Here is a 23972-nt window from a genome sequence, read left to right as displayed (position 1 = left end):
CAAGAGCATCCGAATTATTAGAATATTGCGGAATATGCGGTTTAGATCGTGAAACTCACGGAGAATATCATGTCCGCGAACACGGATTGTTTTTTCGTTTCGTACCCGAACCGGAAACCTAGGTTCATCGGGAACGGGAGGCGGAAGAAATGAGTATCGACGGTTGCTTCTATACCATACGAGTAAAAAGTTTTGTTGTAATATTGGTTTTTCTCTTTTCCGACATCAAAGAATGCTGCTGCCACGATACGTTTCATGTACAGGATGGGACCGACGTGGGCATCTGGGTAACAAATCGGCATCCGGTATGTCGTGTGTAAAGTCGAGAGGTCATACCCGTGTAAGGATATTCCGCGGGGAGATTGAATTTGGTTCCCGTAATAATTTTTGTCTTTTCTCGATTTATCCTGATGCCCAGCATAGAGCGAGAAGGAGTGGTGGGGGGCGAATCCCGGAAAATAAAGACGTCCTTCAATCCAGGTTGAATTCCCGTAATCGAGATTTTCAAAAGGCGTGTGTTCGTAGCCGATTTCCAGCCGTTGTCCCCAGCGGGGATTGATATCCCGGTCGCTCATTCGGGTTTGATTGTTGAGAATGAGTCCGTAGCGCATGACTTGAAGCAGGACATTGTCCGGTTTGTCGATCAAACCGAGATACGAATGATTGGAGGGAATGGCTTGCCAACGGCGATTAACTAATAAATAGGCATCTTTAAGATTGAAATTATGAATAGATTGTAATTCGTATCTTACGTAAGGCGCGATACTGCGATTATAATTTTTTCTGGAAAGATTGAATGGAAATTGTAGGGTAGCGGTTCCTTTGGTATATTGTGATTTGTAAACCACGTGTAGCGTGTCTTTCTGTTGTGCTTGTTGATCGATGCGGAGAAAGGTTTGGGAGATGTCGTCGTTACGTCCGCTTTTGAATTCCAAATCCAGTATAGGCCAAAAACCTTTGTAGGAGGCTTTCACTTGCCAATTGCCGTGTTTGTAACCTTTGCCCCGTACGTATCCGGCTGTCAGGAAAAGGGTGCTGAGTTTATTTTGGGAGCTAACGGCTAGCCCGAAATCAATGTCCGTGTCGTCAACGTCCGGGAATATGGGTCCCCAGCTGTGGAAATTGAAAAGATGTAAGGTCTTGTTATATTTCCGACTGGCGTAAGTCGTGTCCGTGTTTAGGGCAAAGTGCCAGTCCTCTTGCTTTGTTACGCTATCGGCAATGGTAAATTGCTTCTCGTCGATAGGATTGTTTTCAAGTTGGTTGACAGCGATTTTAGCCGGTTTGTACCCGTCGGCAGTGTAGAATGAAAAGAAGAGCGAATCTTTGCCCGGGGATAATTGGGGATAACGTAACCCGAATTTGGCATTCAACGCATTGTGTCCGAAATGCTCCGGTCGGTCTTGACGATAAAATGAATTGTTCGCGTCAAAAGCTCCCCGGTAGATAATTTGATTGCCCGAGGCAACGGGATTATCTATTTCGTAGGATGTGCTTGCGGTCAGGGGAGTGCGCTTCCCGGTTTGGATATTAACAGATTCGATGTGTTTTCCGATGGTATTGACAACTACCGTGATGATGTTGCCTTTCCCGTCGTAAGAGGGATGCACGAATAATTCGGTACCTGTTCCCTTCAACCGGAAAAGTTCTTTTTCAAAACGGGAATCCATAATCACGAGGGAGGCTTGATTTTCTTTATCGACTTCGACGAATCCCCAGTTGTTTTCTACCGTGAAAGGTGCATATCGATTCTGGTGGGCGGGATAACGACGATATTTTTTATGGAGCAGATCGTAAGTTGCGATCACCATTTTTCCGCCTTGTTGCCAACGAGGGTGTGATTTGTATTCCGACCATGCCAGAGTATGGCTATTAAATGCAAATTTGTAATCGTACATGATGCCCGTGCGGGTGATGATTTCATCCCCGTTCGGTTTGAGAAATACAAATGCGCCTTCTTGTGCCAGCCCTTCTTTATAGGCGATGATTTCGCCTGCCGAAGTGGGCGTGGGGTAATGGTAATTCGAGTATAGGGCATTGCGTGTGGGAATCGTATCGAATAAATGATTTACTTGATCGGCTTCCTGTTTCCAGATTTGTTGCAATTCGCTAAAGTTATCCCGGTAAAGGGTGCGTTTGGCGTCGCAATAGGTATTTGCTTTTTTCACGCTATCCGGGTTGATAAACAAGGATTGGAAATGTTGGGTATTCCATAAGGAGTCCCGTTTTTCGTTTAGCGTGAGTTTCAAGCTACGGGCAAAAGGGGTGATCCCGTAAGGACGTTTACCTACACGAGTCAAGGCATTTTGCCAGATTGCGGTACCGTAATGCATTCGGCTGTTGCCGACCATGTAGTACCCGAGCGGGTAGCGGTTCGGCACGAAATCTTTGTACGATCCCAATACGGCTTTATAGTAGGTATAGATACCTTTCTCCGTGATTTGGGCTTTCATCTCGTTGAGGAATTCAGGCGAACGTCCCCGTTGACCTTGCCCGACAGAGGTTTCGAAAACCGTGGCATCTCCTTCCAGAAACCACATAGGGATGTAAACCCCGATGACAGCCATCGTGATCTGTTCCCCAAAGATGTAATATAATACTTTCGTGAATCCTTGATTGACTTTGTCATATTGCACGATGTGGCGAAATTCATGAATGCAGAGGTGTTCCAACCAACTGCCATCGACGTCTTGTGGCGGAGCCGTGTATAATTCGCTTTTCTTGGGTGCCCACCCGGCGTTCCCGTTAGAAATGCCCCCGTTTGCCCGAACGATCATGGACATTTTTTTCGCTTTAATCCCCAGTGTATTGGCATGGGCATAAAGTTTAGCGTAAATATTGGCAAGATATTGAGCGTTTTGTTCAAAGAAATCGGGGTAGATGATTTGAAAATTGTCTGTTTTTATTTGCCTCCAACGAGTGCTGCAAGGGTCTTGTCCCAAGTCTACGAATTGGGCTTTTGCCGGGAGGATAAATAGAAATATAGTTATGGTGCTGATAAGGGAAATTCGGATACTTTTAAGGGTGTTGTGGTATTTCATAAGTATGTGCTTGTAGTTATTTGCATCTAAAATTCTCTGCTAAAATATATTTTTTTTTGATATGATACTCCACGAAGAACAATTATCTTTGCTGTTGAATTATACTACCGGTTACAGACCATCCGATCAGTATAGGTGGAATGTGTTGATAACTTGAAATTTGAATGGTGATGGAAAAAGAGAGAATACTGGAATTAAGAAGAGAATTGGAGCGTTATAACTACTTGTATTATGTGAAGAATGCACCCGTGATATCGGATTTCGAGTTTGACAAGTTGATGCATGAGTTGGAAGACTTGGAGGCGAAACATCCTGAGATGGCTGATCCTAATTCACCGACCAAACGGGTAGGGAATGACACGAACAATGAATTCGTGCAGGTAGCACACAAGTACGGGATGATGTCGTTGGCAAACACGTACAGCGAGCAAGAGATACGGGATTTTGACGAGCGTGTGCGCAAAGGAATCGGGGGAGATGACGTAGAATACGTTTGCGAATTGAAATACGACGGGACATCTATCAGTTTACGCTACGAGGAAGGTGACTTGCAGGTTGCCGTTACTCGCGGGGACGGGGTGAAGGGGGATGACGTGACGGCAAACGTGCGGACGATCCGGACGGTGCCTCTGAAGATGCAGGGGGACGATTATCCGTCGGAATTCGAGATGCGGGGAGAAATATTGATGCCTTTTGCCGTGTTCAATCGCCTGAACGAAGAACGTTTGGAGGCGGGTGAGGCTTTGTTCGCCAATCCCCGGAATGCGGCAGCCGGAACGTTGAAATTGCAAAATTCGTCTATCGTGGCAAAAAGACAGCTCGATTGTTACTTGTATTACGTTCCGGGTGAGATCACCTTGACTCCCACGCATTACGGGAATCTTATGAAAGCCCGGGAATGGGGATTCAACGTGCCTCCTTATATGGAATTGTGCCGGAATCTGGACGAGATTCTTGATTTTATACATAAATGGGATATTGAGCGCAAGAATCTGCCGGTGCCGATAGACGGCATCGTGATAAAGGTGAACAGTATCAAACAGCAAATGCAATTGGGCTACACGGCGAAATCGCCTCGTTGGGCGGTGGCTTACAAGTTTAAGGCGGAACGGGTGGAAACCCGTCTGTTGAGCGTGGATTACCAGGTGGGGCGTACTGGGTCTATTACCCCGGTGGCAAACCTGGAACCGGTGCATATTGTCGGAACTACGGTAAAGAGGGCTTCGTTGCATAATGAAGATATTATCCGGGAATTGGATTTGCACGCGCATGATACGGTGTACGTGGAGAAGGGGGGAGAGATTATTCCTAAGATTGTCGGGGTGGATGTGGAAAAAAGATTACCGGATGCGCCCGTGATAGAATTTATCACCCGTTGCCCGGAATGTGGTACGGAATTGATTCGAAACGAAGGGGAGGCAAATCATTATTGCCCGAACGAGGATCATTGCCCGCCACAGATAGCCGGGAAATTGGAGCATTTCGTGAGCCGGAAAGCCATGGATATCGAGGGGATGGGAAGCGAGACGATAGACCTGTTGTTGACAAAAGGTTTTATTAGGGATATCGCGGATATTTATACTTTACCTGCCAAACGGTCAGAATTGATCGGGTTGGAAAAGATTCTGTACCCGGAAAGTTACGTGATGACGAGTATCCCGCTGGCGAAGGTGATTTACGCTTTCGAGATCGGGATGAAAAATATATCGGTAAAGAACGCTGAGGTGTTGGCAGAACATTTCGGGGGGCTTCCGCGATTGGCTTCCGCGACAAAGGAGGAATTGCTGGCGTTGGTCGAGTTGCAATTTTCGGGCGACAGGGAAAAGAGTATCAACAAGATGTTGGAATATTTCCGAATACCTTTCAATGAACCGCTGGATCGCTTGAAGCAAGCGGGGGATACGGATATGATCCCGTTGGAGATCGTGATTTATGCACTGGATATTCCCGGGATAGATTTCCATAAGTCTGAATTGCTGTCCATTAAGTTTGATTATATATACCGGCTTTACACGGCAACCGTGGATGAGGTTGCGGAAACTGACGAATTGTCACGTGAGGATGCTGAACGTGTTTATCGTTTTTTGCGGGATAAAGATAAATTTATCCGTAAAATCAACACGTTGAGCGTGTATCGCTTGCAGGAAAAATCGGTGGATAATTTGATTGCCGGAATTGAAAAATCAAAACAGCAGAATCTACCGGAATTTGTTAATGCTCTTGGAATTAGGTATATCGGGGAAACGGCTTCCCGCAATTTAGCCCGCCATTTTAAAGATATACGGGTGTTGATGGATGCCACTTTCGAGCAGCTCACGGAAGTGGAGGATATCGGTGATCAAATGGCGGGTAGCGTGATTCGTTATTTCGAGAAAAGCGAGAACCGTGAAATGATGGAACGCTTTTTGCAATACGGTATAAGCGGGACGATACAAGAAGAGGAGGGAGAATCAGATCAATTGGCGGGCATGACGTTCGTGATTACCGGAACTCTCTCTCTGCCGCGGGAACATTACAAGGCAATTATTTTGAAGGCGGGCGGAAAAGTCAGCGATTCCGTTTCAAGCAAGACCACGTATCTGCTTGCCGGAGAGAATGCCGGGAGCAAAATGCAAAAAGCACAGAAGTTAAATGTAACTATTTTGAACGAAAAAGAGTTTAACACATTGATGGGTTCATAAGAATGAAGCTATCTTGGAAGATTGGATGATAAATAGTATCTTTACGATACGGAAAAATGTAAATAGTGAGGACCGTGAAAGGCGGTATAAGAATATGGGAAAAGAAGATACAAGACGACTAAAACAGATCATGACTTCGGCTGGCGAAGAAGCGAAGCGGCTGGGTAATTCCAAGATTTACCCGGAGCATTTGTTTCTGGGCTTACTGAAGTTGAGAAGTGGAAGGGCGATTGATATATTGATGTCTTTAGGGTTGGATTTCTACGAGGTAAAGGATAAAATAGAGCAACGCCTGGATGGTAAACGTTATAAGGCAGACAAGGTGAACGAGTTGGATTTCACGTTGGCAGCCAATAGCGTATTGAAGCGTGTTTCCGAGGAAGCGTGGGATTTGGGAGATGACGAGTTGGATTCGGAGCACGTGATGCTGGCTATTTTAAGAAATCAAGCCGGGTTTGTGACGAAGTTATTTAAAACAATGAATATAGACTACGATATTTTTAAAGAGGCAGTCTTGAAAGAAAAAATGCGGATGCAATCCGAGTTTAATGACGAGGGGGATGACCCGGAAGACGGGGATGATGACAGTTCCATGTACAATCCTTATCGTCAAGGTAGTCCAGTGTCGTCGAAATCCGATACCCCGGTGTTGGATAATTTCGGTATCGACATCACGAAAGCTGCAGAAGAAGGAACGCTCGATCCTATCGTGGGACGTGACCGGGAGATCGAACGGTTGGCTCAGATATTGAGCCGCCGGAAGAAGAACAATCCGGTGTTGATCGGTGATCCGGGTGTCGGTAAATCGGCTATTGCCGAGGGATTGGCATTGCGGATCGTGCAGAAGAAAGTTTCCCGCGTGTTGTTTGACAAACGTGTCATTTCTTTGGATATTGCTTCTATCGTGGCAGGTACGAAATACCGTGGACAATTCGAGGAGAGAATGAAGGCGATTCTCGCCGAGTTGGCGAAGAACCGGAATATCATTTTGTTCATCGACGAGATCCACACGATCGTGGGTGCCGGAGGTTCCGGAGGTAGCCTGGATGCTGCCAATATGTTGAAACCGGCGTTGGCTCGCGGAGAGATTCAGTGTATCGGTGCGACAACTTTGGACGAGTATCGCCAGAATATTGAAAAAGACGGAGCTTTGGAGCGTCGTTTCCAGAAAGTGCTGGTGGAACCGACTTCTGTCGAGGAAACCGTGGAAATCTTGAATAATATCAAATCCCGTTACGAGGATCATCATAACGTGCGGTATACGGACGAGGCTATTAAGGCTTGCGTGAAATTGACCTTACGTTATATTTCCGACCGGGCTTTGCCTGATAAGGCGATCGATGCGTTGGATGAGGCGGGTTCTAGAGTACATATTTCTAATATAAACGTACCTCCGATCATCGAGAGATTGGAAAAGGACGTAGAAGAGATAAAAGAGAAAAAGAAAGACGCCGTGAAGCAACAAAACTTCGAGGTTGCGGCTGCTTTTCGGGATAAAGAACGTCAGCTGTTGAAGCAGCTCGAGGAGGAGAAAGTGAATTGGGAACGTGATCTGGAAGAGAACCGGGTTACCGTGACCGAAGAACATATCGCCGAGGTGGTTGCCATGATGACGGGAGTCCCGGTACAGCGTATTGCCAAAACAGAAGGAATGAAGTTGTTGCAGATGCACGACGAATTGAGCGAGAGCGTTGTCGGGCAGAAAGAGGCAATCGAGAAAATCGTGAAAGCCATACACCGGAATCGTGCCGGGTTGAAAGACCCGAATCGTCCGATTGGTTCCTTTATATTCCTGGGACCCACGGGTGTGGGTAAAACCCAGCTGGCAAAAGTGTTGGCTCGTTATTTGTTTGACACCGAGGATGCGTTGATCCGGATAGACATGAGCGAGTACATGGAGAAATTTGCCGTGTCCCGGTTAGTTGGGGCGCCTCCGGGATACGTGGGATACGAGGAAGGCGGTCAGTTGACGGAAAAAGTACGACGGAAACCGTATTCCGTGGTATTGTTGGACGAGATCGAGAAGGCTCACCCGGATGTATTCAATATTTTGTTGCAGATGTTGGATGACGGTCAATTGACGGATAGTTTGGGAAGGAAGATTGATTTCAAGAACACGATTGTTATCATGACCTCCAATATCGGAAGCCGGCAATTGAAAGATTTCGGGCGTGGAATAGGCTTCGGTTCGCAGGATATGACAGGTAATAACGATTACGCGAAGGGTATCGTGCAGAAAGCTTTGAAAAATGCTTTCTCTCCGGAATTCTTGAATCGTATCGATGATATTATCATGTTCAATTCTTTGTCCAAAGAGGATATCTACAAGATTATCGATATCGAGTTGAAGGGATTGTTTAGGCGAGTGAATGATTTGGGGTTGGTGATTTCTATCTCGAAAGAGGCGAAAGACTTTATCATCGAGAAAGGGTATGATCCGCAATACGGGGCTCGTCCGTTGAAACGCGCTATTCAGAAATACCTGGAAGACGAATTGGCGGAGGTTATTATCAAAGGAGTGGCGGAAGGCACGGAGCTTGATGTTGACTACAATAAAACCGATGATAAGATTGTAATAAAAGAAAAGAAATAGATTTGCAAGGAATATGACAAAATAGACAAAAGGGATTGTATTTACAGTCCCTTTTTTTTTGATTTATTTTAATATAGATGGTTAAATCTAAAAAAAGATTATATGATGGATAAATAAATGAGGAGTTTTGTTATTTTAGCCCTCCAAATAAGCTTAATCATAAAATGAAAAATAGTGAGGAGATCATATTATTATTTATGAAGAATGAACGGCAAGGTTTCCGTTTGTTGTATGCTTCATTTTATGATCCGTTAATTTTGTTTGGCACCCAACTATTGGGAGATGCCGAGGAAGCTGCGGATATTGTCCAAGAGTGTTTTGTTGATTTTTGGGCTAATAGGCGTTTTAATGGTTTGCGCGGAAGTTTGGAGCATTACCTTTATTCTGCTGTTAAGCACGGATGTTTGAATTATTTGCGGAACACGAGGCGGAGGGAAGATAAACATGATTGGATTCGGGAGAAGTTGTATGATGAGGAGCAGGCGATAGATCCGGAATTAGTGGAAAAGTTGTATCGTACGATAGAGGCTTTGCCAGAAGAGCGTAGGCGTATATTACATATGGTGTGTATGGAAGGTATGAAATATCAAGATGTGGCAAATCAATTGAATATTAGTATTAATACTGTAAAGACTCAAATGGGAAGGGCTTTACAATTTCTGCGCAAAGAGTTGAAAGATGATGAATATCTGACTTTGTTATTTTTTCTTGAAAAAAAATAGAATCGGTTGTCACCCGAAATTGATAGTTAGGTTCCTTTTGTAAAAAGGAATTAATATGAATGATAAAATCAGTGAAATAATAGCAGCTTATTTATCTGGTGAAATTTTGCCGGAGGGTAAACGGCAAGAGGTGGAAGCTTGGTTGCGAGATCACGAGGGAGAGAAGGAGATTGACGCACTCCGGGGATTGTTCCAAAGTGCACGGTTGGTGAAACAGACTCCCGGAATTCGTGGAGAGGCAGTCATGCAAAAGATAGAGGCAAATGTGAAATCCAGACGTGTCGGGAAGAAATTGTCAATTCGATGGAAGTATTCGATTGCGGCAACAGTAGCCATTTTGTTGTGTTGTGTGTTGTTGTACAAATGGCTGGGGTCGAATCAAGAAAATCAAGTTATTCCCCGGGATTTGCAACAAGGCGTGAATGGGTATAGGGCTCATTTGAGATTAAGCACGGGTGAAGTGCTGGAACTTAATAAGTATGACGGAAAGTTTATTCGTGAGGATAGCGTGCAAATAGAGAACGTGAATTCAACTTTGATGTATAAGTCAATGGATTCTGTTGCACCCGTGAGGATGGAGTACAATACATTGGTAATCCCCCGGGGGACGGAATATAATGTTGTATTGGCTGATGGAACGAAGGTTTTTCTGAATGCTGGTTCGGAAATTAGTTATCCGGTGGTTTTCGCTGGAGATAAGCGAGAAGTCAAGCTACAAGGAGAGGCTTATTTTGAAGTTCGGAAAGATGAACGGCGTCCTTTTGTTGTACAAGCCGGTGATGTACGGATTCAAGTTTTGGGAACCTCTTTTAACGTGACTGCCTATCCGGAACGAGAAAGAATAGAAACGACTTTGGAAGAGGGAAAAATTCAATTGACGAATGGAAAAGCATTGGTGGAGGTTACCCCGGGAAAACAGGCAATTTATAATAAAGATGAAGGCGTGTTTGAGATTAAATGTGTTGATACAAAGTTGTATACCGCATGGAAGGATGGATATTATAAGTTTGACCAGATGTCGTTGGAGGAAATTATGGAAACGTTATCCTTGTGGTATGACCTGGTTGTTTTTTACCAGAACCAGCATGTTAAATCCTTGGAGTTTACAGGGCGTTTGAGGCGGTATGATAAGGTGGAGAATTTGTTCGAGAAGATTGAACAGACTGGTCTGGTGGAGTTTGAAGTAAATGGAAAGAATGTAATTATAAAGGAAAAATGAAAGTTGGGGATTCCCCAATCCCCAACTTTAGATAAAGTACAACAAATGTGTGTTAAGTAGTTGTTGTACATGTATAATCTTAAAAAACAAAAGTATGCAAAAAAGTCGAATTCGAATAAGGGCTTTGTACAAGATTCCTGTTCGGAAAATGTTAATCTTTATGAAATTGTTTTGTCTATTTCAATTTGTCTTTTTCATCTCGGTGCAGGCTAATGTTTATTCGCAGCAATTGATGATTAATCTGGAGATGGAGAATGTTTCTTTGAAGACAATTTTTACTGAACTCGGTCAACAATCCGGTTGTGATTTTCTGTATAATAATCAGATGATACAACAAAAAGGGAAGGTGAGTTTGAAGGTGGAAAATAAGTCTTTGGATGAAGTGTTGAAGGAATGGTTGCCTTCGTTAGGTTTGACATTTTCTTATGATGACAACGTGGTGATTATCCGGGCAGCAGTGGAGGATAAGAAGAGAAAAACGTATATCATCAAGGGGCAGGTTGTTGACGAGAAGAATGTTCCCATGCCCGGGGTTACCGTGATGCTGGATAGTACTCAGGTGGGAACGGCAACGGATACAGCAGGGTATTTTGTATTGCCGTTACCCAAAGAAAAAGGTTATCTCGTGTTTTCTTTTATTGGCTTTAAGACTCAAAAAGTAGCTTATTCGGCTGATAAATTGTTGGTTGTGAAGATGCAGGAGGATATATCCGGATTGGATGAGGTGCAGGTGGTTGCTTACGGTTCCCAAAAGAAACGTACGGTGATTAGTGCTATATCTTCCGTGAAGGGGGATGATTTGAAGGAATTGCCGACGCATAGTTTGGAGAATTTGTTGCAAGGTCACATGGCGGGAGTCGAGGTAAGTAATATTTCCGGTTCTCCTGGTGGTGGCGGTTCGATCGTTGCTATTCGCGGTTACAATTCGTTGTTCGTGGATGGAGAGGGATCAGACCGGGGATACGGTACTCCTTTGTATGTGGTTGACGGTATACCGATGCAATCTTTTACTTCGGCAGTTACGGGGGCGAATACTTTGTCTGATTTGGACCCTTCTATGATTGAGTCTATTGAAGTGTTGAAGGATGCGGCTTCCGCCGCGATTTACGGTTCTCGTGCCGGTAACGGAGTGATTTTGATTACCACGAAGAAGGGACGTGCCGGTAGAGCCCAGTTTAATGCGAATGTATCGTATTCCGCATCTTGGTTACCTAAAGCACCGGTGCAGTACGGGGGAAGTTACGAGAGAATGTATCATTTGAATGCTTTGCGCAATACGGTGTTGGCTTATAAGGCATCCGATGGAGTGTGGAAGATGCCGACTTCTTATGAAGAGGTGGTGAATCTTCGCAAACCGAATGGTCCGATGTACGATTGGTTTTGGGGGACTGCATATACTCGTCAGGATGCCATTGTTTTGCAAGATAGTTTGAATGCTTTTTATAACAATTCAACTCATTGGTATCGGTTGAATTATCAAACGGCAAACGTGATTAATGCTAATGTTCAGGCTTCCGGTGGTAATGATAACGTACGTTATATCGTGGGTGCCGGTTATTATGATGAGGAGGGTATTGTTATAAATACTGGATTCACGCGTTTTAACGTGATTTCTAATTTGACTGCATTTCCGACAAAGCGTTTGCGTATGGATACTCAATTGGGACTTACTTACAGTGACCGTAGCCGGGGTAGTAATGCGGGGAGCGGAGCCACGAAGATTGAATCAGTGAGTTCTGATCCGAAAAAGACATCGACTTTATTGCCTGGAGGCGGTGCTTTCGGGGAAAGCATGGCTGAGAAGTTGAATGAGGTTTCAGAGAAAAACCAAAGTTATTCTTTGCGTTATAATATGGTTTTTGATTACGAATTGATTCGTAATTTGCATTTGAAGGTATCTGCTGGGGTCGACTATAATCAACAGAATCAGAATACCTTTAAGCCATCTGTTTTGGATCAATACACGAACTTTTCGACTTCAAAAGGGACAATTTCGAGAGATTTGTCTTTATTGAACGAGAATTTATTGACTTATTCCTTTAGTTATTTGAATAAGCATAATTTTGATGTTATGCTTGGGTTGTCATTCCAAAAAGATCAGTCTTTCAGTAATAAGGGAACCGGGAAAAACGGTCCCAATGATAAAGTACATTACGTGGGAACCGGATGGGGTGGCAATTACGGGTTGAATAACACGAATGTGTCAGGAGAGGGAGATCCTTTCTACGAGTCCGCGTTTGAGTATGAATCTTCTTTTTCGGAGGAGCGTATGAATAGTTATTTCGGGCGTTTGACATATAATTTCAGAGAGAAGTATATGTTCGAGGCGACTGTTCGCCGGGATGGGTCTTCCGTGTTCGGGGAAGATGTACGTTGGGCGACTTTTCCGGCTTTTGCAATCGGTTGGGTATTTTCGGATGAGGCTTTTATGCAACCGTTTTATTGGTTGAGTTTTGGAAAGATTCGGGGTAGCTGGGGTACTTCCGGGCAAAAGTTCGGGCAACGTTATTTGTCACAAGGTCTGTTGATGGCAAATGGAACGTTCCATGGTTCTGCCGGTATGGTTCCTGATATTAGAGGAGGTGTTATTAATAAGAGATTGAGCTGGGAAGAAACAGATCAATATGATTTAGGTTTGGATTTGAGTTTCTTCGATTATCGTTTGCGTTTGGTGGTTGATTATTATTATCGTTATACGACAGGTCAATTGAACCAGATCGAGTTGCCGGGTAATATTTATTACCATGGTTTTCAGTGGCAAAATGGGATGGCTGTTTCGAATCAAGGTATAGAGTTGGAATTGGAAGCGGATATTTTGAGAAACACGGCAGTAAAATGGAGAATGAAGTATAATCTTTCCCGTAATTGGAATCGTTTTGAAAAGAGTGCGGATGGCTTTGATTTTCAACAACAAGTGATAGGTAAGCCTTTGCACCAGTTGAAAGTGTATAAAACGGATGGTTTTTATAATTCGTTTGATGAAGTGCCTGTTTATTATAACGCGCAAAGAGAGGCTCAACCGTTATACGGGAATGCCATGCATGCTGTGTTTACGCCGGGTAGCCGAGGGATTCTCGATTTGAATGGAGACGGAAGGATCGAGCAGGATGTAGATATGTATTATGCAGCTAGTCCTCTACCTATGGCTCATGGCGGTTGGATAAATGAGTTACGCTGGAAAAACTTCGATTTGAATATATTTTTCAATTATTCCTTGGGGCGTCACGTGTTGAAACTTTATGACGATGTGGCGTTAGCGCCTTCCTCGTCGGGAAGACCCTTGTTTGTTGATATGAATGACGTGAATATTTGGAATGGGACGGATTCTAAAAAAGCGGATTATCCTAAAGCTCAATACTATTACGAGCCGAATCAATATAACGGATTGTATGATTGTGATATAGAGAATATAAGTTTTATACGTTTGAAGCAATTGACATTAGGTTATAATCTGCACCAGAATATCGCGAAGAAAATCGGTATATCCGGGGTGCGTGTTTTTGTCACGGGAGAGAATTTGTTCACGTTGACCAATTATTCGGGGCTGGATCCGGAACTGATAGATCCCACGAGTGGGAAAGATAATTTGAATTCTTATCCGTTACCCCGGAAATTTACGGTTGGATTGACAGTTAATTTTTAAAATGTAGCCCAATGAAGAAATTATTAATATTATTATTGTTTGTTCCATTACTTTCATGTAATGACTGGTTGACGGTTGAGCCGGAGGATTCGGTGACTTTCGTTAATTATTTCAAGAACGAGAGTGAAGTCGAAGCGATGTATAATGGTGTCTTAACTTCCATGAAGTCGGTTTGCATGGGGACTCAGCCCTATTTTTATATTTCAATTGATGCGGATAATCTCGGGGGGTATTACGAGGGATACCGCGAGTTGGATCCGTTCACTTATTTGGATGAAGAGAGTATGACGTTGGATATAGAGTGGGGAGGATTTTATAACGTGATCTACCTGGCGAACGTGATGCTTGAAAATGAGTACCGTTTTGAGAATATTTCAAAAGAGCGGAAGGAGTTTTGGTTAGGGCAGGCTCATTTTGCCAAAGCTCTTACTTATTTTCGGTTAGCTCAAATTTGGGGAGATGTTCCTATTACCCAAAGTTCGGAATCCATTGAACCGGAGGGTAAGAAACCGGCGTTGGAGGTTTTAAACGAAGCGTTGAGAGAGGCGAAATTGGCATTAACGCTTCCTACTCATGATAAGTTGATTAATGCTAAAGGGAGTAAGATTACTTCCAAGCAATACGCGAGCCTTGGAACAGTAAACACGTTATTGGCGAATATTTATGCTTGGTTAGGAGGTTTGACTCATGAAAGAGAGTATTGGGAAGAAGCGGAACGGCACGCGTCGGAAGTGATCAACGGTAAATGCGGCGTGTACGAGTTGGAGAGCATGGATGGTTTGATTTCAAACGTATTCGGTATGAATCGGAATAGCGTGGAGACGATTTTTTGTATTGATAACGATCCTTTGGATGTTGATCGCAAGTGGTGGAGCGAATTGAAAGCCGAGTTGCCGGGACAGATGTTGATGAGTTATCCTTACACGACGCTTGACGAAGCGGAAATTGCTAATATCGTGAATGATAGCTGGGATGAATACGTTAAGATTACCGTGGAGACGGTGAAAAGCATTTATCCGGAAGAAGAGGATGCCCGTCGGAGAGAATTCTGGTACCAGTTGGGTGAATTGACTTATCCCGTGTTTGAGTACGACGAGGAGACTTGGGATATGATCGAGGTGGGACGTGAGGTTACCCCTTATGCGCATTTAGCCAAGTGGAGAGACGTGATAATCCAGACGAGTGAAGAGGTGACGTCGTGGGCTGGTGAAGTCGTTATTGCGACGGATGGCGATTGGGTCATTTGGCGATTGGCTGATTTGATCTTGTTGAGAGCGGAGTGCCGCGTGAATTTGGAGATGGCAACGGCTGTAAATGATTTAAATACGGTTCGATATCGTGCGGAATTGGGAGATTACTCGGGTCCGAAGGATAAAGAGTCTTTGCGGCGTGAAATTTTTGATGAACGAAGACGCGAGCTTTTCGGTGAAGGACAATATTATTTTGATATCGTTCGTAACGGTTATTGGCAAGAGTTGTTGTATGGTAATTTCAAGACTCTTACAGATCAAGATGTGAAAAATGGAGCGTTGTATGCGCCGGTTGGCGTGGGTGCGTTTACTAAAAATACGTTGATGACTCAAAATACTTATTGGCAATGGCAAAAATAATATATTTATTAAAAGGAGTTGCATTGATCGTGTTATTGGGATCATGCACGAAGTGGAATTATCATGAAGGAGAATTGGCAAATGGTGTTCATGATTGCTCTATGTGGGAATATTTACACACGCAACCGTATGATTGGGATTCCACGATTATCATGATAGAACATGCAGGATTGAAAGATTTGTTTGAAGGAAAAGGCGAGCACGAGCAAATTACTTTTTTGGGGGTGACGAATCACAGTATCCGTTTGTATATGATAGAAAAAGGATACGAAAGAGTGACCGATATCCCGGTGGAATTTTGTCAAAAGACACTTTCGAAGTTGATTATACCTCAACGTGTTATGCTTGCAGATGTACCCAGGGGAAAGAGGGATGAGAATACGGGAGAAGAGACCGGTGGTATGGAGTATCGAACTCTGGGAGGACGCTTGTTCATGTGGACTTATCAACAGCCTTTCGAGGGAGTGCCGGATATGGGTGAGATTTCTTTACACTTTTTCGCTCGCGGGGGAACGGCGGTTAATAGGATTTATTCGACAGACATACAAACGAATAATGGCGTCGTTCAGGCTTTGGGGTATAGTTTTCAGTTTAAGTACATTTAAAATGAATAGAAATGATAAGAGGACTATTATATTTTGTCATGTTGTTTATGACATTGATATTTGCTAGATGTAGTGATGTTGCTGTCGGTTTTTTGTTCACGGATGATGCATCTTATGCGCAAGATACGTTGTATATTACTCGTTTCTCTAATCTTGATGAAGCGGATATCGATGTGAGTATTCCGTGGGTGACGTCCCAGATTGAACAGCTTTTAGGTACGGAACCATTGAGTTATTCACTTGTGGGCGTAAAAAGTCCTAACGGGCAGGAAGCAGCGGAGGATTTTGCTAAATACCTGACGGTTATTGGTGGTGGACGGATGTATGTGGATGCAAGGGTCGATTCGCCAGAGGGATGTTATACGGTTTCTTTGAAAGTTGAAAATGAGGGGCATTCGGCAATTCTGACAGATATATTTACGTTTGTGTTGGAATAGTTAAAAAAATAGGAGAAAGCAAGGTGTTCTTCTTTCTCCTATTAAAAATTTAATTGCAATGAGATATATAAAATTTAGTTTGGTGATCCTGTTTTTGGGATTGCTTGGGAAGGTTTCTGCTCAAATTACTTTTTTCGAGGGAACATTTGAGGAGGCGGTAGAGAAAGCGAAAAAGGAAAAGAAAGAGCTTTTTGTCGATTTTTATGCAGATTGGTGTCAGCCGTGTAAATTGATGGCTAGTCAGGTTTTTACTTTGCCGGAAGTGGGGGAGTATTTTAATAAGAACTTTTTAAGTTTGAAGATAAATGTGGAGGCTTTAGAAAATAAGACTATCGTGCAGAAGTATAAAGTAAATGTGCTTCCCACGCTGTTGTTTATAAATGGGAAAGGTGAAGTTGTCCGCACGATTAATGGGACCATAAATTCGGAGGCTTTGTTGCACGAGGCAAAAGTGGTATGCGGTGAGGCTTTGAGTTTTGAAAAGTTGTACGAGAAAATAAGGAAAGAGAAAAAGAATCTGGACCTGTGCCAGGAGTTGCTTTTGCAGGCTCCTGCATTTATTGGCACCCAAGAAGGATATAACCGGGAGAAATGGATTGTGCGTATAGAGTCTCTTTTTGATGACTACGTGAAGAACAAAAAGTTGGAGAACATGGCAAACGAGGAAGATTTTTCTTTGTTGGTGATGTTTCATCCGAAGAAAGCGAAAAATGATTTTATTTTTGACGGTTTGGTAACGAATTACGAGAAATATATAGAAAAGATAGGTAAGAGTGGGGTAGATAATTATATTATAGCGTTGTTTAATAATTATATTATTTCTCTTTGCCGGGATGGAAGGTCGGAGTATAAGCAAGAGTTAGAACGGTTAAATGGAGATTTGAATGCTGTTTACGGGGATATCCCGTTTGGGAAATTATCAGCGTTTGAGGCGATTAATTTATTATCAGACGGGTATTATAATTTATACCGGAAAAATATGGATGTCTTTTTCGAGAAAATGAATCGATATTTTGAAGGGGCGGGCACTGCTTTAACTGTAAATAATTACACGATGCCTGTCGAAGATTTGTTTACACTTTATCAAGGGCGCTTACCTGAAAGTGCTTATCCGCAAGTAATTCCATGGTTGGAAAGGGCGTTAACCTTTTCTTCGATAACCCCGCAGTTGAAAACCCGGGTATTGTGTATTTTGGGTGATTGTTATAAAGAAATTAAAAGTCAGTCAAAAGCAAAGCAATGTTTTAATCAAGCGTTTATCGTGAGTGCCGAAATTGATAATGAACAGATGAGATTACAATTGCAGAAGATGATTCAAAGTAGATTAAATTCATTATGAAGATTGTATTTTGGTGGTGCATAGTGTGTTGATTTCGTTTTTCTGTAGAAGAAGCGAGAGTAGAGGTCGCCCGGTTTCGGAGTCTTTCGATTCGGGCGACATTCTTTTATTCGTTTTTTAAATATTTGCGTAAATATTTAATCCCGCGGCTTTTTTGTACTTTTACCGTGTTAACACTGATTCCGAGTGTATTGGCGATCTCTTTTCCTGATAGTCCGGTTATGCTTAATTCAATAATTTTTCTTTGCATGGGGGGAAGTTGGGTAATACGAGTGTACAATAAAGTGTATACATCGGAGCATATTACTTTTTGAAGAAAATCATTTAAATTTTTTTCTTCGTCTCTTATCTGGCGTAATATTTTCTCTCGATATCTCTTATTTCTAATGAAAATCAGTGAATTTCTTCGTGTCGATTTATACAAGTAACCTAATAATTCCAGGGAAGTTGGAAAGCGTGTTTCCGCGTACCATATGTTTATGAATAGTTCTTGGATAATATCTCTTGCATCTTCTTGATTATTAATGATATTTTCTGCATAAACACATAGGTTTTTGTAACAGATGGCATAAAGTTGCTTCCAACTTTTCTCTTCCCTGTTATTTATCCCTTCCAAAATTGAATCGAGTTGTTCCATCACAAGTTTGCGTCTAAATGTATTGCACCCGAAAATGGAAATACCATTCTTGTGCATAATAAATTTAGAAATAATGTTTTGGGGAAGAGTGGCTTATTTAGAGTATTTGCGAGTTCAGGATAGGTGTAGTTTGCAACTTTTGGGGGAGTCGTTCTGTCAAACGGAACATTCTTTGTTTTTTGATTTGAATTTGAGGAATGTTTATTTTTATTGTTTTGCAGGGGGGGATTCGAGTATAAAATCACGGTCGGGAAATATTTCCCGACCGTGATGGAATAAATTATTTAGATCTTATTTCTTGATTGCTTTTTGTAAAGCGTGTACTAACGGTTCCACGCTTAGTGGACTACCTGTGGCTTGAATCATCCATTCGTTCGGGGTCAAACGCCCTAAGCGATAGATACGGTCTACTTCTTGAGCAAAGTTTTTGCCGTTAAGATAGTCTTCCAGTTGGAACTCGATAATTTGTCCGAAGGCGTAGGCAGACAGGTACAGCGGGTAGCTGATCATGTGTGAATAGACCGCCAGTACGGTTTCATCTTGCTTGCCAAACACGGGGGCATAATACTTGTTCCAGATTTCTTTTGAAAGGGCTATTGTGGCTTCCTTGAGCTGTTCTGCCGTGGCGTCGGGATGGGTGTACATCCATTCCCAAACGGAGATATCGAGCATGGAAACTCCCATGATTTCGTACAGGCTCCAAAATTTGTCGAGAATATCCATTTTCTCCTTCTCGGGGTCATTATTCTCGATGCCAAGTAATTGTAAATCCCGTTTTTGGAATACGAAAGCGAGGGCTTCCGTGAAAGCTGTGTTGGGGACTCCTGCCATCATGAAATTATCCACGTTATACATGGAGATCGTTTGCTCCACGTTGTGTCCGAATTCGTGTACGGCGATATTGTAGCCCTTGTAGTTTATGCCTTCGGCGGGGATACGTGTGCGGAGATGAGATTGTTGTCCTTTCATGGAGGCTCCCCACGCGTGACCGGAGCCACGGGCGGCATCTACCGCTATTTTGTCACAGATCTCGTTTGCCCGTTCCGGGGTGAAGCCCAAGTGTATTAATAGAGAGGGGAGTCCTGTCTTGAATGCTTCGGCGTTAGGATAAAGTTTCTGGAGTTGGGCATCCAATTGGGCTTCATCCAGATTGCTACGGGGTTTAAAACCGTCGTACCATATATCGTAGGCTTCCAATTTCCGCCCCAAGCGCTTGGAGATGATTTTACCGACTTCCTTTAGTTCCGGGGAAGAGAGAAATTGCGTGAACAGTTTTTTCACGTCTTCCACGGATACCTCCATTTCGCCGGAGAATTTTCGTTCGATAAAATTCTTTCCGGTATAGGGATCGATAGCCTTCATGGCATGGAAGTTATTCAGCATTCGTTGGTATCGTTCCGTGGCTTCTGGGGTGCCCGTGACTGTCATCCCGTTTTGAGTAAGGGTATTCGAGTAAGGATTCCAGTCATAATCGCCGGAATTAATGACTTGCGTCGGGATTTCCTGGGAAATGATGCGTTTCATGACTTCGTAAACCGTGCGCTGTCTGTCAAGTCCTTCTTTGCCTTTATTGTAATTTGCTTTGATTTCATCCCGTAAGTTCCAGTGAGTAAGTAGTATTTTGTCTTCCGGGAATAGTTTTTGCCCTTTGGCATTGAGGACGTGCCCCATGTATATATTATAACTGGAAATATACACGTCGGCATCGCTTTCCGCTTTTGTGCCAGCTTGAAGTAATTCTGGTGGCACCCGTTGCGTGAACACGTCGCCTAGGCGGGCGTACGCCCAAGCGGAGCGGTCTGCACCTAGTTTTTCTTTATCTTGTAATGAAACTTCCGGGAAGTTAAGGGCAATGATAAAACCGATTTTGTTATTGTAGAAATCATTGATTAGGTGTGCTCCCGGACTGTATGCGCCGAACATGGGGTCAATATCATGGAGCGCTCCGTTGTCTTCGTGCAGGTTCAATTGCAATTGAAGGGAAATCTCGTTGAAATGTCCCCAGAGTGCTTCAAAGTAATGGCTTACTTTTTGGAACACTTGTTCTTTTTCAGCTGGGGTGGTGATAAAGTTGTTTACACAAAATTCCTGAAATTCGGCATCCGTGCCGTCTTGTGTCTGCCATAGATGTGCTACTTGCCGTACCCCGGCTTCTATCATTGTTTTATTTGTTCCGCCTTTGGCTTGAATCGTGTTAATCGTGGTTTGTATAGTTTTCTCCGGTATTTCGGCTTTCGCGATAAATCCGGTAAATAAGCATACCAATAATAAAGAGTGTTTCATGATCTTGAGTTTATGAACTTTATAAACTACAAGAGGCTGTCGTGAACAGCCTCTTGCCTGGTTTATTGATTTAGCAGTTGGAAATATACAATATCTTCCCATCCGTTCCCCCGGCGTAGCCAATTCTTACGATACCCGGTTTGCACGAAACCCAGTTTCTCGAATAGCTTTCGGCTTCCGATGTTGCCGCTCGGCACACTACTGTATATCTGGTTCAATCCTAAGGTTTCAAAACAGTAGTCAATCATCAGGCGGATGGCGGAAGTGGCGTATCCCTGTTTCTGGTTTTCACTGTCGTGGATCATGATACCGATACCGGCACGCTGGTGGTAGGGATCAAAATCATAAAGATCGACCAGCCCCACGCGGGTCTGCGGTTCGATGCGTTCAATCATCAGGCGCAATTGTTTCGTGGTATAAATATCCAGATGGCACGTCTCAATATATTTTTTTAAAGTAAATATGGAGAATGGGGTAAGCGTGTCGCTGACTTCCCACAAGTCCATATCGTTTTCCCATTTGTACAAGTATTCCAAGTCCTCCGGTTCGAGAGCTCTCAAGCGAATTGTGTCATCCTTTACCATAGTCGTTGTGTTATAATTTATCGTGTATAGTTTATTTTGTCGCTTCCAAATATAGCAATTTCCCGCATTGGTTGTTGTTAAATCAAGGAATAAATTAAAAAATATTACCTTTGTCAGGTTAAGAAATAAGAATTGTAATAGTTCGTAGTTCATGTATAATTTATTAACTATCGTGGGAGCGACCGCAACAGGAAAAACAGCCTTGGCTGTTCGGTTAGCGGCGGAATTGGGTGGAGAAGTTATATCGGCGGATTCGCGGCAGATATACCGGGGAATGGATATCGGGACAGGAAAGGATTTGGGTGAGTATGTTTACGAGGGGCATCCGGTACCTTATCATTTGATTGATATCGTGGATGCGGGGTTCCGTTTTAATCTTTTCATGTACCAGCAGGAGTTCCTGAAGGTGTGGAATGATTGCAAGGGGCGAGGCGTGTTTCCCGTGTTGTGCGGGGGAAGCGGATTGTACGTGGAGTCGATATTGAAAGCGTACCGCATGACTCCCGTTCCCGAGAATCCGGAATTGCGAGCCCGTTTGTCCGGGAAATCTTTATCGGAGTTGTCGGAAATACTGGCAACCTATCGCAGTTTGCACAATACGACGGATACCGACACGGCCAAGCGGGCGATTCGTGCCATCGAGATCGCGGAGTATTACCGGGAGCATGAACCCGTGAAGGGCGAGTTTCCGGAAATACGGTCGCTTATTGTCGGGGTGCTATTTGATCGGGAGAGTCGCCGCCAGCGCATCACGGAGCGATTGCACGCCCGTTTGCAATCCGGCATGCTGGAGGAGGTGAAAGGATTGTTGGACAGCGGTATCCCGCCAGAGAATTTAATATATTATGGATTGGAATACAAGTATCTGACCCTTTGTCTCACGGGGAAACTGAGTTATAACGATATGGTGGGGCAATTGAATATTGCTATCCATCAATTCGCGAAACGTCAAATGACGTGGTTCCGCAAAATGGAACGTGACGGGTTTGATATAAAGTGGCTTGACGGTAATATGCCGCTCGACGAGAAAGTGAAACAAGTGGAAATGTGGTTGCGACAAGAGAAATGATATCCTATTTTGAATTGTCGTTTTTTTTTTAATATTTGCTTATCGGTGATATTATATCCTCTTAATTGTAAAATTAAATGAGTATCGCTATGAAAAAAGGTAAGTGTAAAATGAGAAAGACAATTAAAAAATGTGGAATTTGTTTTGGAATTGTCGCAGTTTTGGCTGTTTGTAGCGCTTATGTTAATGAATCCTTGAGTATCGAACCAACTGCTTTGAATAATCAGTTAACGGGTTAAGGAGAGTTTAAAAAATGGTGCGTGTTTGCATGTGAAAATGCTGTATTTCAGGAATATCCTATGTGTGAATATGCAACTCGTTATGTCAAACATTTAATGGGTTCACTTGCTCCTCCATGTTGTGTTGATGGAGATAATCCAGAATTTATACAATTCTTGCCATACGAGTGTGATTGTGGGGTATTGTTGACGGAATTGAATTGGGTTTTAAATCAAGATTCAAATAGAGGAACTGTTTTGTATTTGGAATATCTGATGAATTTTACTACAGTGGGATGGTTGAATGATATTTCTTTTCCTTGTTTTGGGGTATTTACTGACCGTTTAGATCATTGTGTGGTTATTTTTTCTGTGAATCTGAGATTTAAACCTTATTGGCAAGAATGGGATGTGTATTATTGGGATCCTGTGGGGAAGGGGTATTGGGAGATAACTACGTTAAATAGTGGCGGATTTGCGTCTAGAAATATACATATATGGTCAATAGCAAATTAAATTTGAACGTTATGAAAGCGATGTTTTTTATGATTTCGATTTTTATCTTTATCGCTTGTGGGGAAGAAGGCAAGTTGATAAATGATTTCGTGGCAAAGCAAGAAAAGCCGTTAACTAAGGAAACGAAAAAAGCGTTGGATGAGGCGATGGAGCGGGAGTTCGAGAAATACGAGGGTGCAAGTCGTTCGGGTACGATTCCTGCGGGGTTCTCGGGTGTACTCTTGACGAGAGAAAGATATGAGAGATTGATTTTCACGCAATTGCCTCTGTATGTTTTTGATGTGGAGAAATTCGTGCAAAATCCGTGCGAGGAGCACATGATGGAATGTATTCGCCCCTCGGAAGATCAATTGCTGTTTGGTGGCAGACGCGATGGGAAATTGGTTATGAGCGTGAGCATAGAGAAAATAGGAGGCCATTGGAGTAAAGGTACCTTGGGTATCACTGGTGAAAGTGATTTTGCCCGAAATTACGAGAAACTTCCCTCGGTGCTCGAGAGAGTGGATGACCATCAAGTCTTTTTCTTGAATTACAGAGGTCACGTCAGGTTGATGTACAAGGTTGACGGGGTACAATATTTCAGCGTGGTGTGTGGTGGACGAGACATCACAAAAGCAAAATTTGCTGAAATGGTATTGGATGACTACAATGTGTGTCAAAAAAATCTGAAGTGGGTGGAAGAGCAAGAAGCGTTGAGGAAATAGCGAAAAATAGGAAAAGCCCCCAAAAAGTTAGACTCGAAACTTTTTGGGGGGCTTTAGCCTTGCTATCCTCC

The 23972-nt window shown here is 43.2% G+C and carries 17 protein-coding genes and 1 pseudogene; 14 read left to right on the top strand and 4 right to left on the bottom strand.

Annotation, left to right across the window (positions count from 1 at the left end; all coding sequences use genetic code 11):
- Positions 1–41: 41 nt before the first annotated feature.
- The gene (locus A3CY_RS0105915; RefSeq protein WP_018336986.1) at positions 42–3041 is read right to left on the bottom strand and encodes a hypothetical protein; all 3000 of its coding nucleotides are present in this window, start codon (positions 3039–3041) and stop codon (positions 42–44) included.
- A gap of 167 nt (positions 3042–3208) precedes the next feature.
- Between A3CY_RS0105915 and ligA the strand changes: the two are divergent.
- The 10 genes and pseudogenes from ligA to A3CY_RS0105870 form a co-directional block, all read left to right on the top strand.
- Positions 3209–4939 (top strand): annotated as a pseudogene (gene ligA / locus A3CY_RS23480) (NAD-dependent DNA ligase LigA); the annotation flags it as partial.
- A gap of 9 nt (positions 4940–4948) precedes the next feature.
- Positions 4949–5722, top strand: coding sequence for a helix-hairpin-helix domain-containing protein (locus A3CY_RS23525; protein ID WP_231932455.1), 774 nt, complete (start codon positions 4949–4951; stop codon positions 5720–5722).
- 94 nt (positions 5723–5816) lie between these two features.
- Positions 5817–8315 (top strand): ATP-dependent Clp protease ATP-binding subunit, encoded by a 2499-nt coding sequence (locus A3CY_RS0105905; protein WP_026207360.1) that lies wholly within the window; start codon positions 5817–5819, stop codon positions 8313–8315.
- Between the two features lie 164 nt (positions 8316–8479).
- On the top strand, positions 8480–9037 hold the full coding sequence (locus A3CY_RS0105900; RefSeq protein ID WP_026207359.1) for an RNA polymerase sigma-70 factor: 558 nt from the start codon (positions 8480–8482) through the stop codon (positions 9035–9037).
- Positions 9038–9092: 55 nt separating this feature from the next.
- Entirely contained in the window at positions 9093–10256 is a 1164-nt protein-coding gene (locus A3CY_RS20345; RefSeq protein WP_018336982.1) for a FecR family protein, read from the top strand.
- Positions 10257–10416: 160 nt separating this feature from the next.
- The gene (locus tag A3CY_RS0105890; protein ID WP_155828196.1) at positions 10417–13899 is read left to right on the top strand and encodes a SusC/RagA family TonB-linked outer membrane protein; all 3483 of its coding nucleotides are present in this window, start codon (positions 10417–10419) and stop codon (positions 13897–13899) included.
- An 11-nt stretch (positions 13900–13910) separates the two neighbouring features.
- Complete coding sequence (locus A3CY_RS0105885) at positions 13911–15509, top strand: RagB/SusD family nutrient uptake outer membrane protein (protein WP_018336980.1); 1599 nt, start codon at positions 13911–13913, stop codon at positions 15507–15509.
- Entirely contained in the window at positions 15497–16114 is a 618-nt protein-coding gene (locus tag A3CY_RS0105880; protein ID WP_018336979.1) for a hypothetical protein, read from the top strand. The genes A3CY_RS0105885 and A3CY_RS0105880 overlap by 13 nt, the downstream gene beginning before the upstream one ends.
- An 11-nt stretch (positions 16115–16125) precedes the next feature.
- Positions 16126–16551, top strand: coding sequence for a hypothetical protein (locus A3CY_RS0105875; protein WP_040371278.1), 426 nt, complete (start codon positions 16126–16128; stop codon positions 16549–16551).
- 58 nt (positions 16552–16609) lie between these two features.
- Entirely contained in the window at positions 16610–17890 is a 1281-nt protein-coding gene (locus A3CY_RS0105870; protein WP_018336977.1) for a thioredoxin domain-containing protein, read from the top strand.
- Between the two features lie 106 nt (positions 17891–17996).
- Here the strand turns inward: A3CY_RS0105870 and A3CY_RS0105865 are convergent, their stop codons facing one another.
- From A3CY_RS0105865 to A3CY_RS0105850, 3 genes are all read right to left on the bottom strand, one after another.
- Positions 17997–18527, bottom strand: coding sequence for a sigma-70 family RNA polymerase sigma factor (locus tag A3CY_RS0105865; protein WP_040371484.1), 531 nt, complete (start codon positions 18525–18527; stop codon positions 17997–17999).
- A 291-nt stretch (positions 18528–18818) separates the two neighbouring features.
- Positions 18819–20810: a gluzincin family metallopeptidase gene (locus A3CY_RS0105855; RefSeq protein ID WP_040371276.1), complete on the bottom strand. Its 1992-nt coding sequence runs from the start codon at positions 20808–20810 to the stop codon at positions 18819–18821.
- A gap of 62 nt (positions 20811–20872) precedes the next feature.
- Positions 20873–21394 carry a GNAT family N-acetyltransferase gene (locus A3CY_RS0105850; RefSeq protein ID WP_026207358.1) on the bottom strand — a complete coding sequence of 174 codons (522 nt, stop codon included), beginning with the start codon at positions 21392–21394 and terminating at the stop codon, positions 20873–20875.
- Between the two features lie 151 nt (positions 21395–21545).
- On the opposite strand from A3CY_RS0105850, the gene miaA reads away from it, so the two are divergent.
- From miaA to A3CY_RS0105830, 4 genes are all read left to right on the top strand, one after another.
- Positions 21546–22463: a tRNA (adenosine(37)-N6)-dimethylallyltransferase MiaA gene (miaA, locus tag A3CY_RS0105845; RefSeq protein WP_018336972.1), complete on the top strand. Its 918-nt coding sequence runs from the start codon at positions 21546–21548 to the stop codon at positions 22461–22463.
- A gap of 89 nt (positions 22464–22552) precedes the next feature.
- A complete protein-coding gene (locus A3CY_RS22870; protein WP_155828195.1) occupies positions 22553–22702 on the top strand; it encodes a hypothetical protein in 150 nt (49 codons plus the stop codon).
- 21 nt (positions 22703–22723) lie between these two features.
- Positions 22724–23197, top strand: coding sequence for a hypothetical protein (locus tag A3CY_RS0105835; protein ID WP_155828194.1), 474 nt, complete (start codon positions 22724–22726; stop codon positions 23195–23197).
- Between the two features lie 11 nt (positions 23198–23208).
- Positions 23209–23901, top strand: coding sequence for a hypothetical protein (locus tag A3CY_RS0105830; RefSeq protein ID WP_155828193.1), 693 nt, complete (start codon positions 23209–23211; stop codon positions 23899–23901).
- Positions 23902–23972 lie beyond the last annotated feature (71 nt).

The sequence above is a fragment of the Butyricimonas synergistica DSM 23225 genome, assembly GCF_000379665.1.
Taxonomy (GTDB): Bacteria; Bacteroidota; Bacteroidia; order Bacteroidales; family Marinifilaceae; genus Butyricimonas; species Butyricimonas synergistica.
Note: the sequence above shows the minus strand (reverse complement) of the source record. Positions and strands in the feature narration are given on the sequence as shown.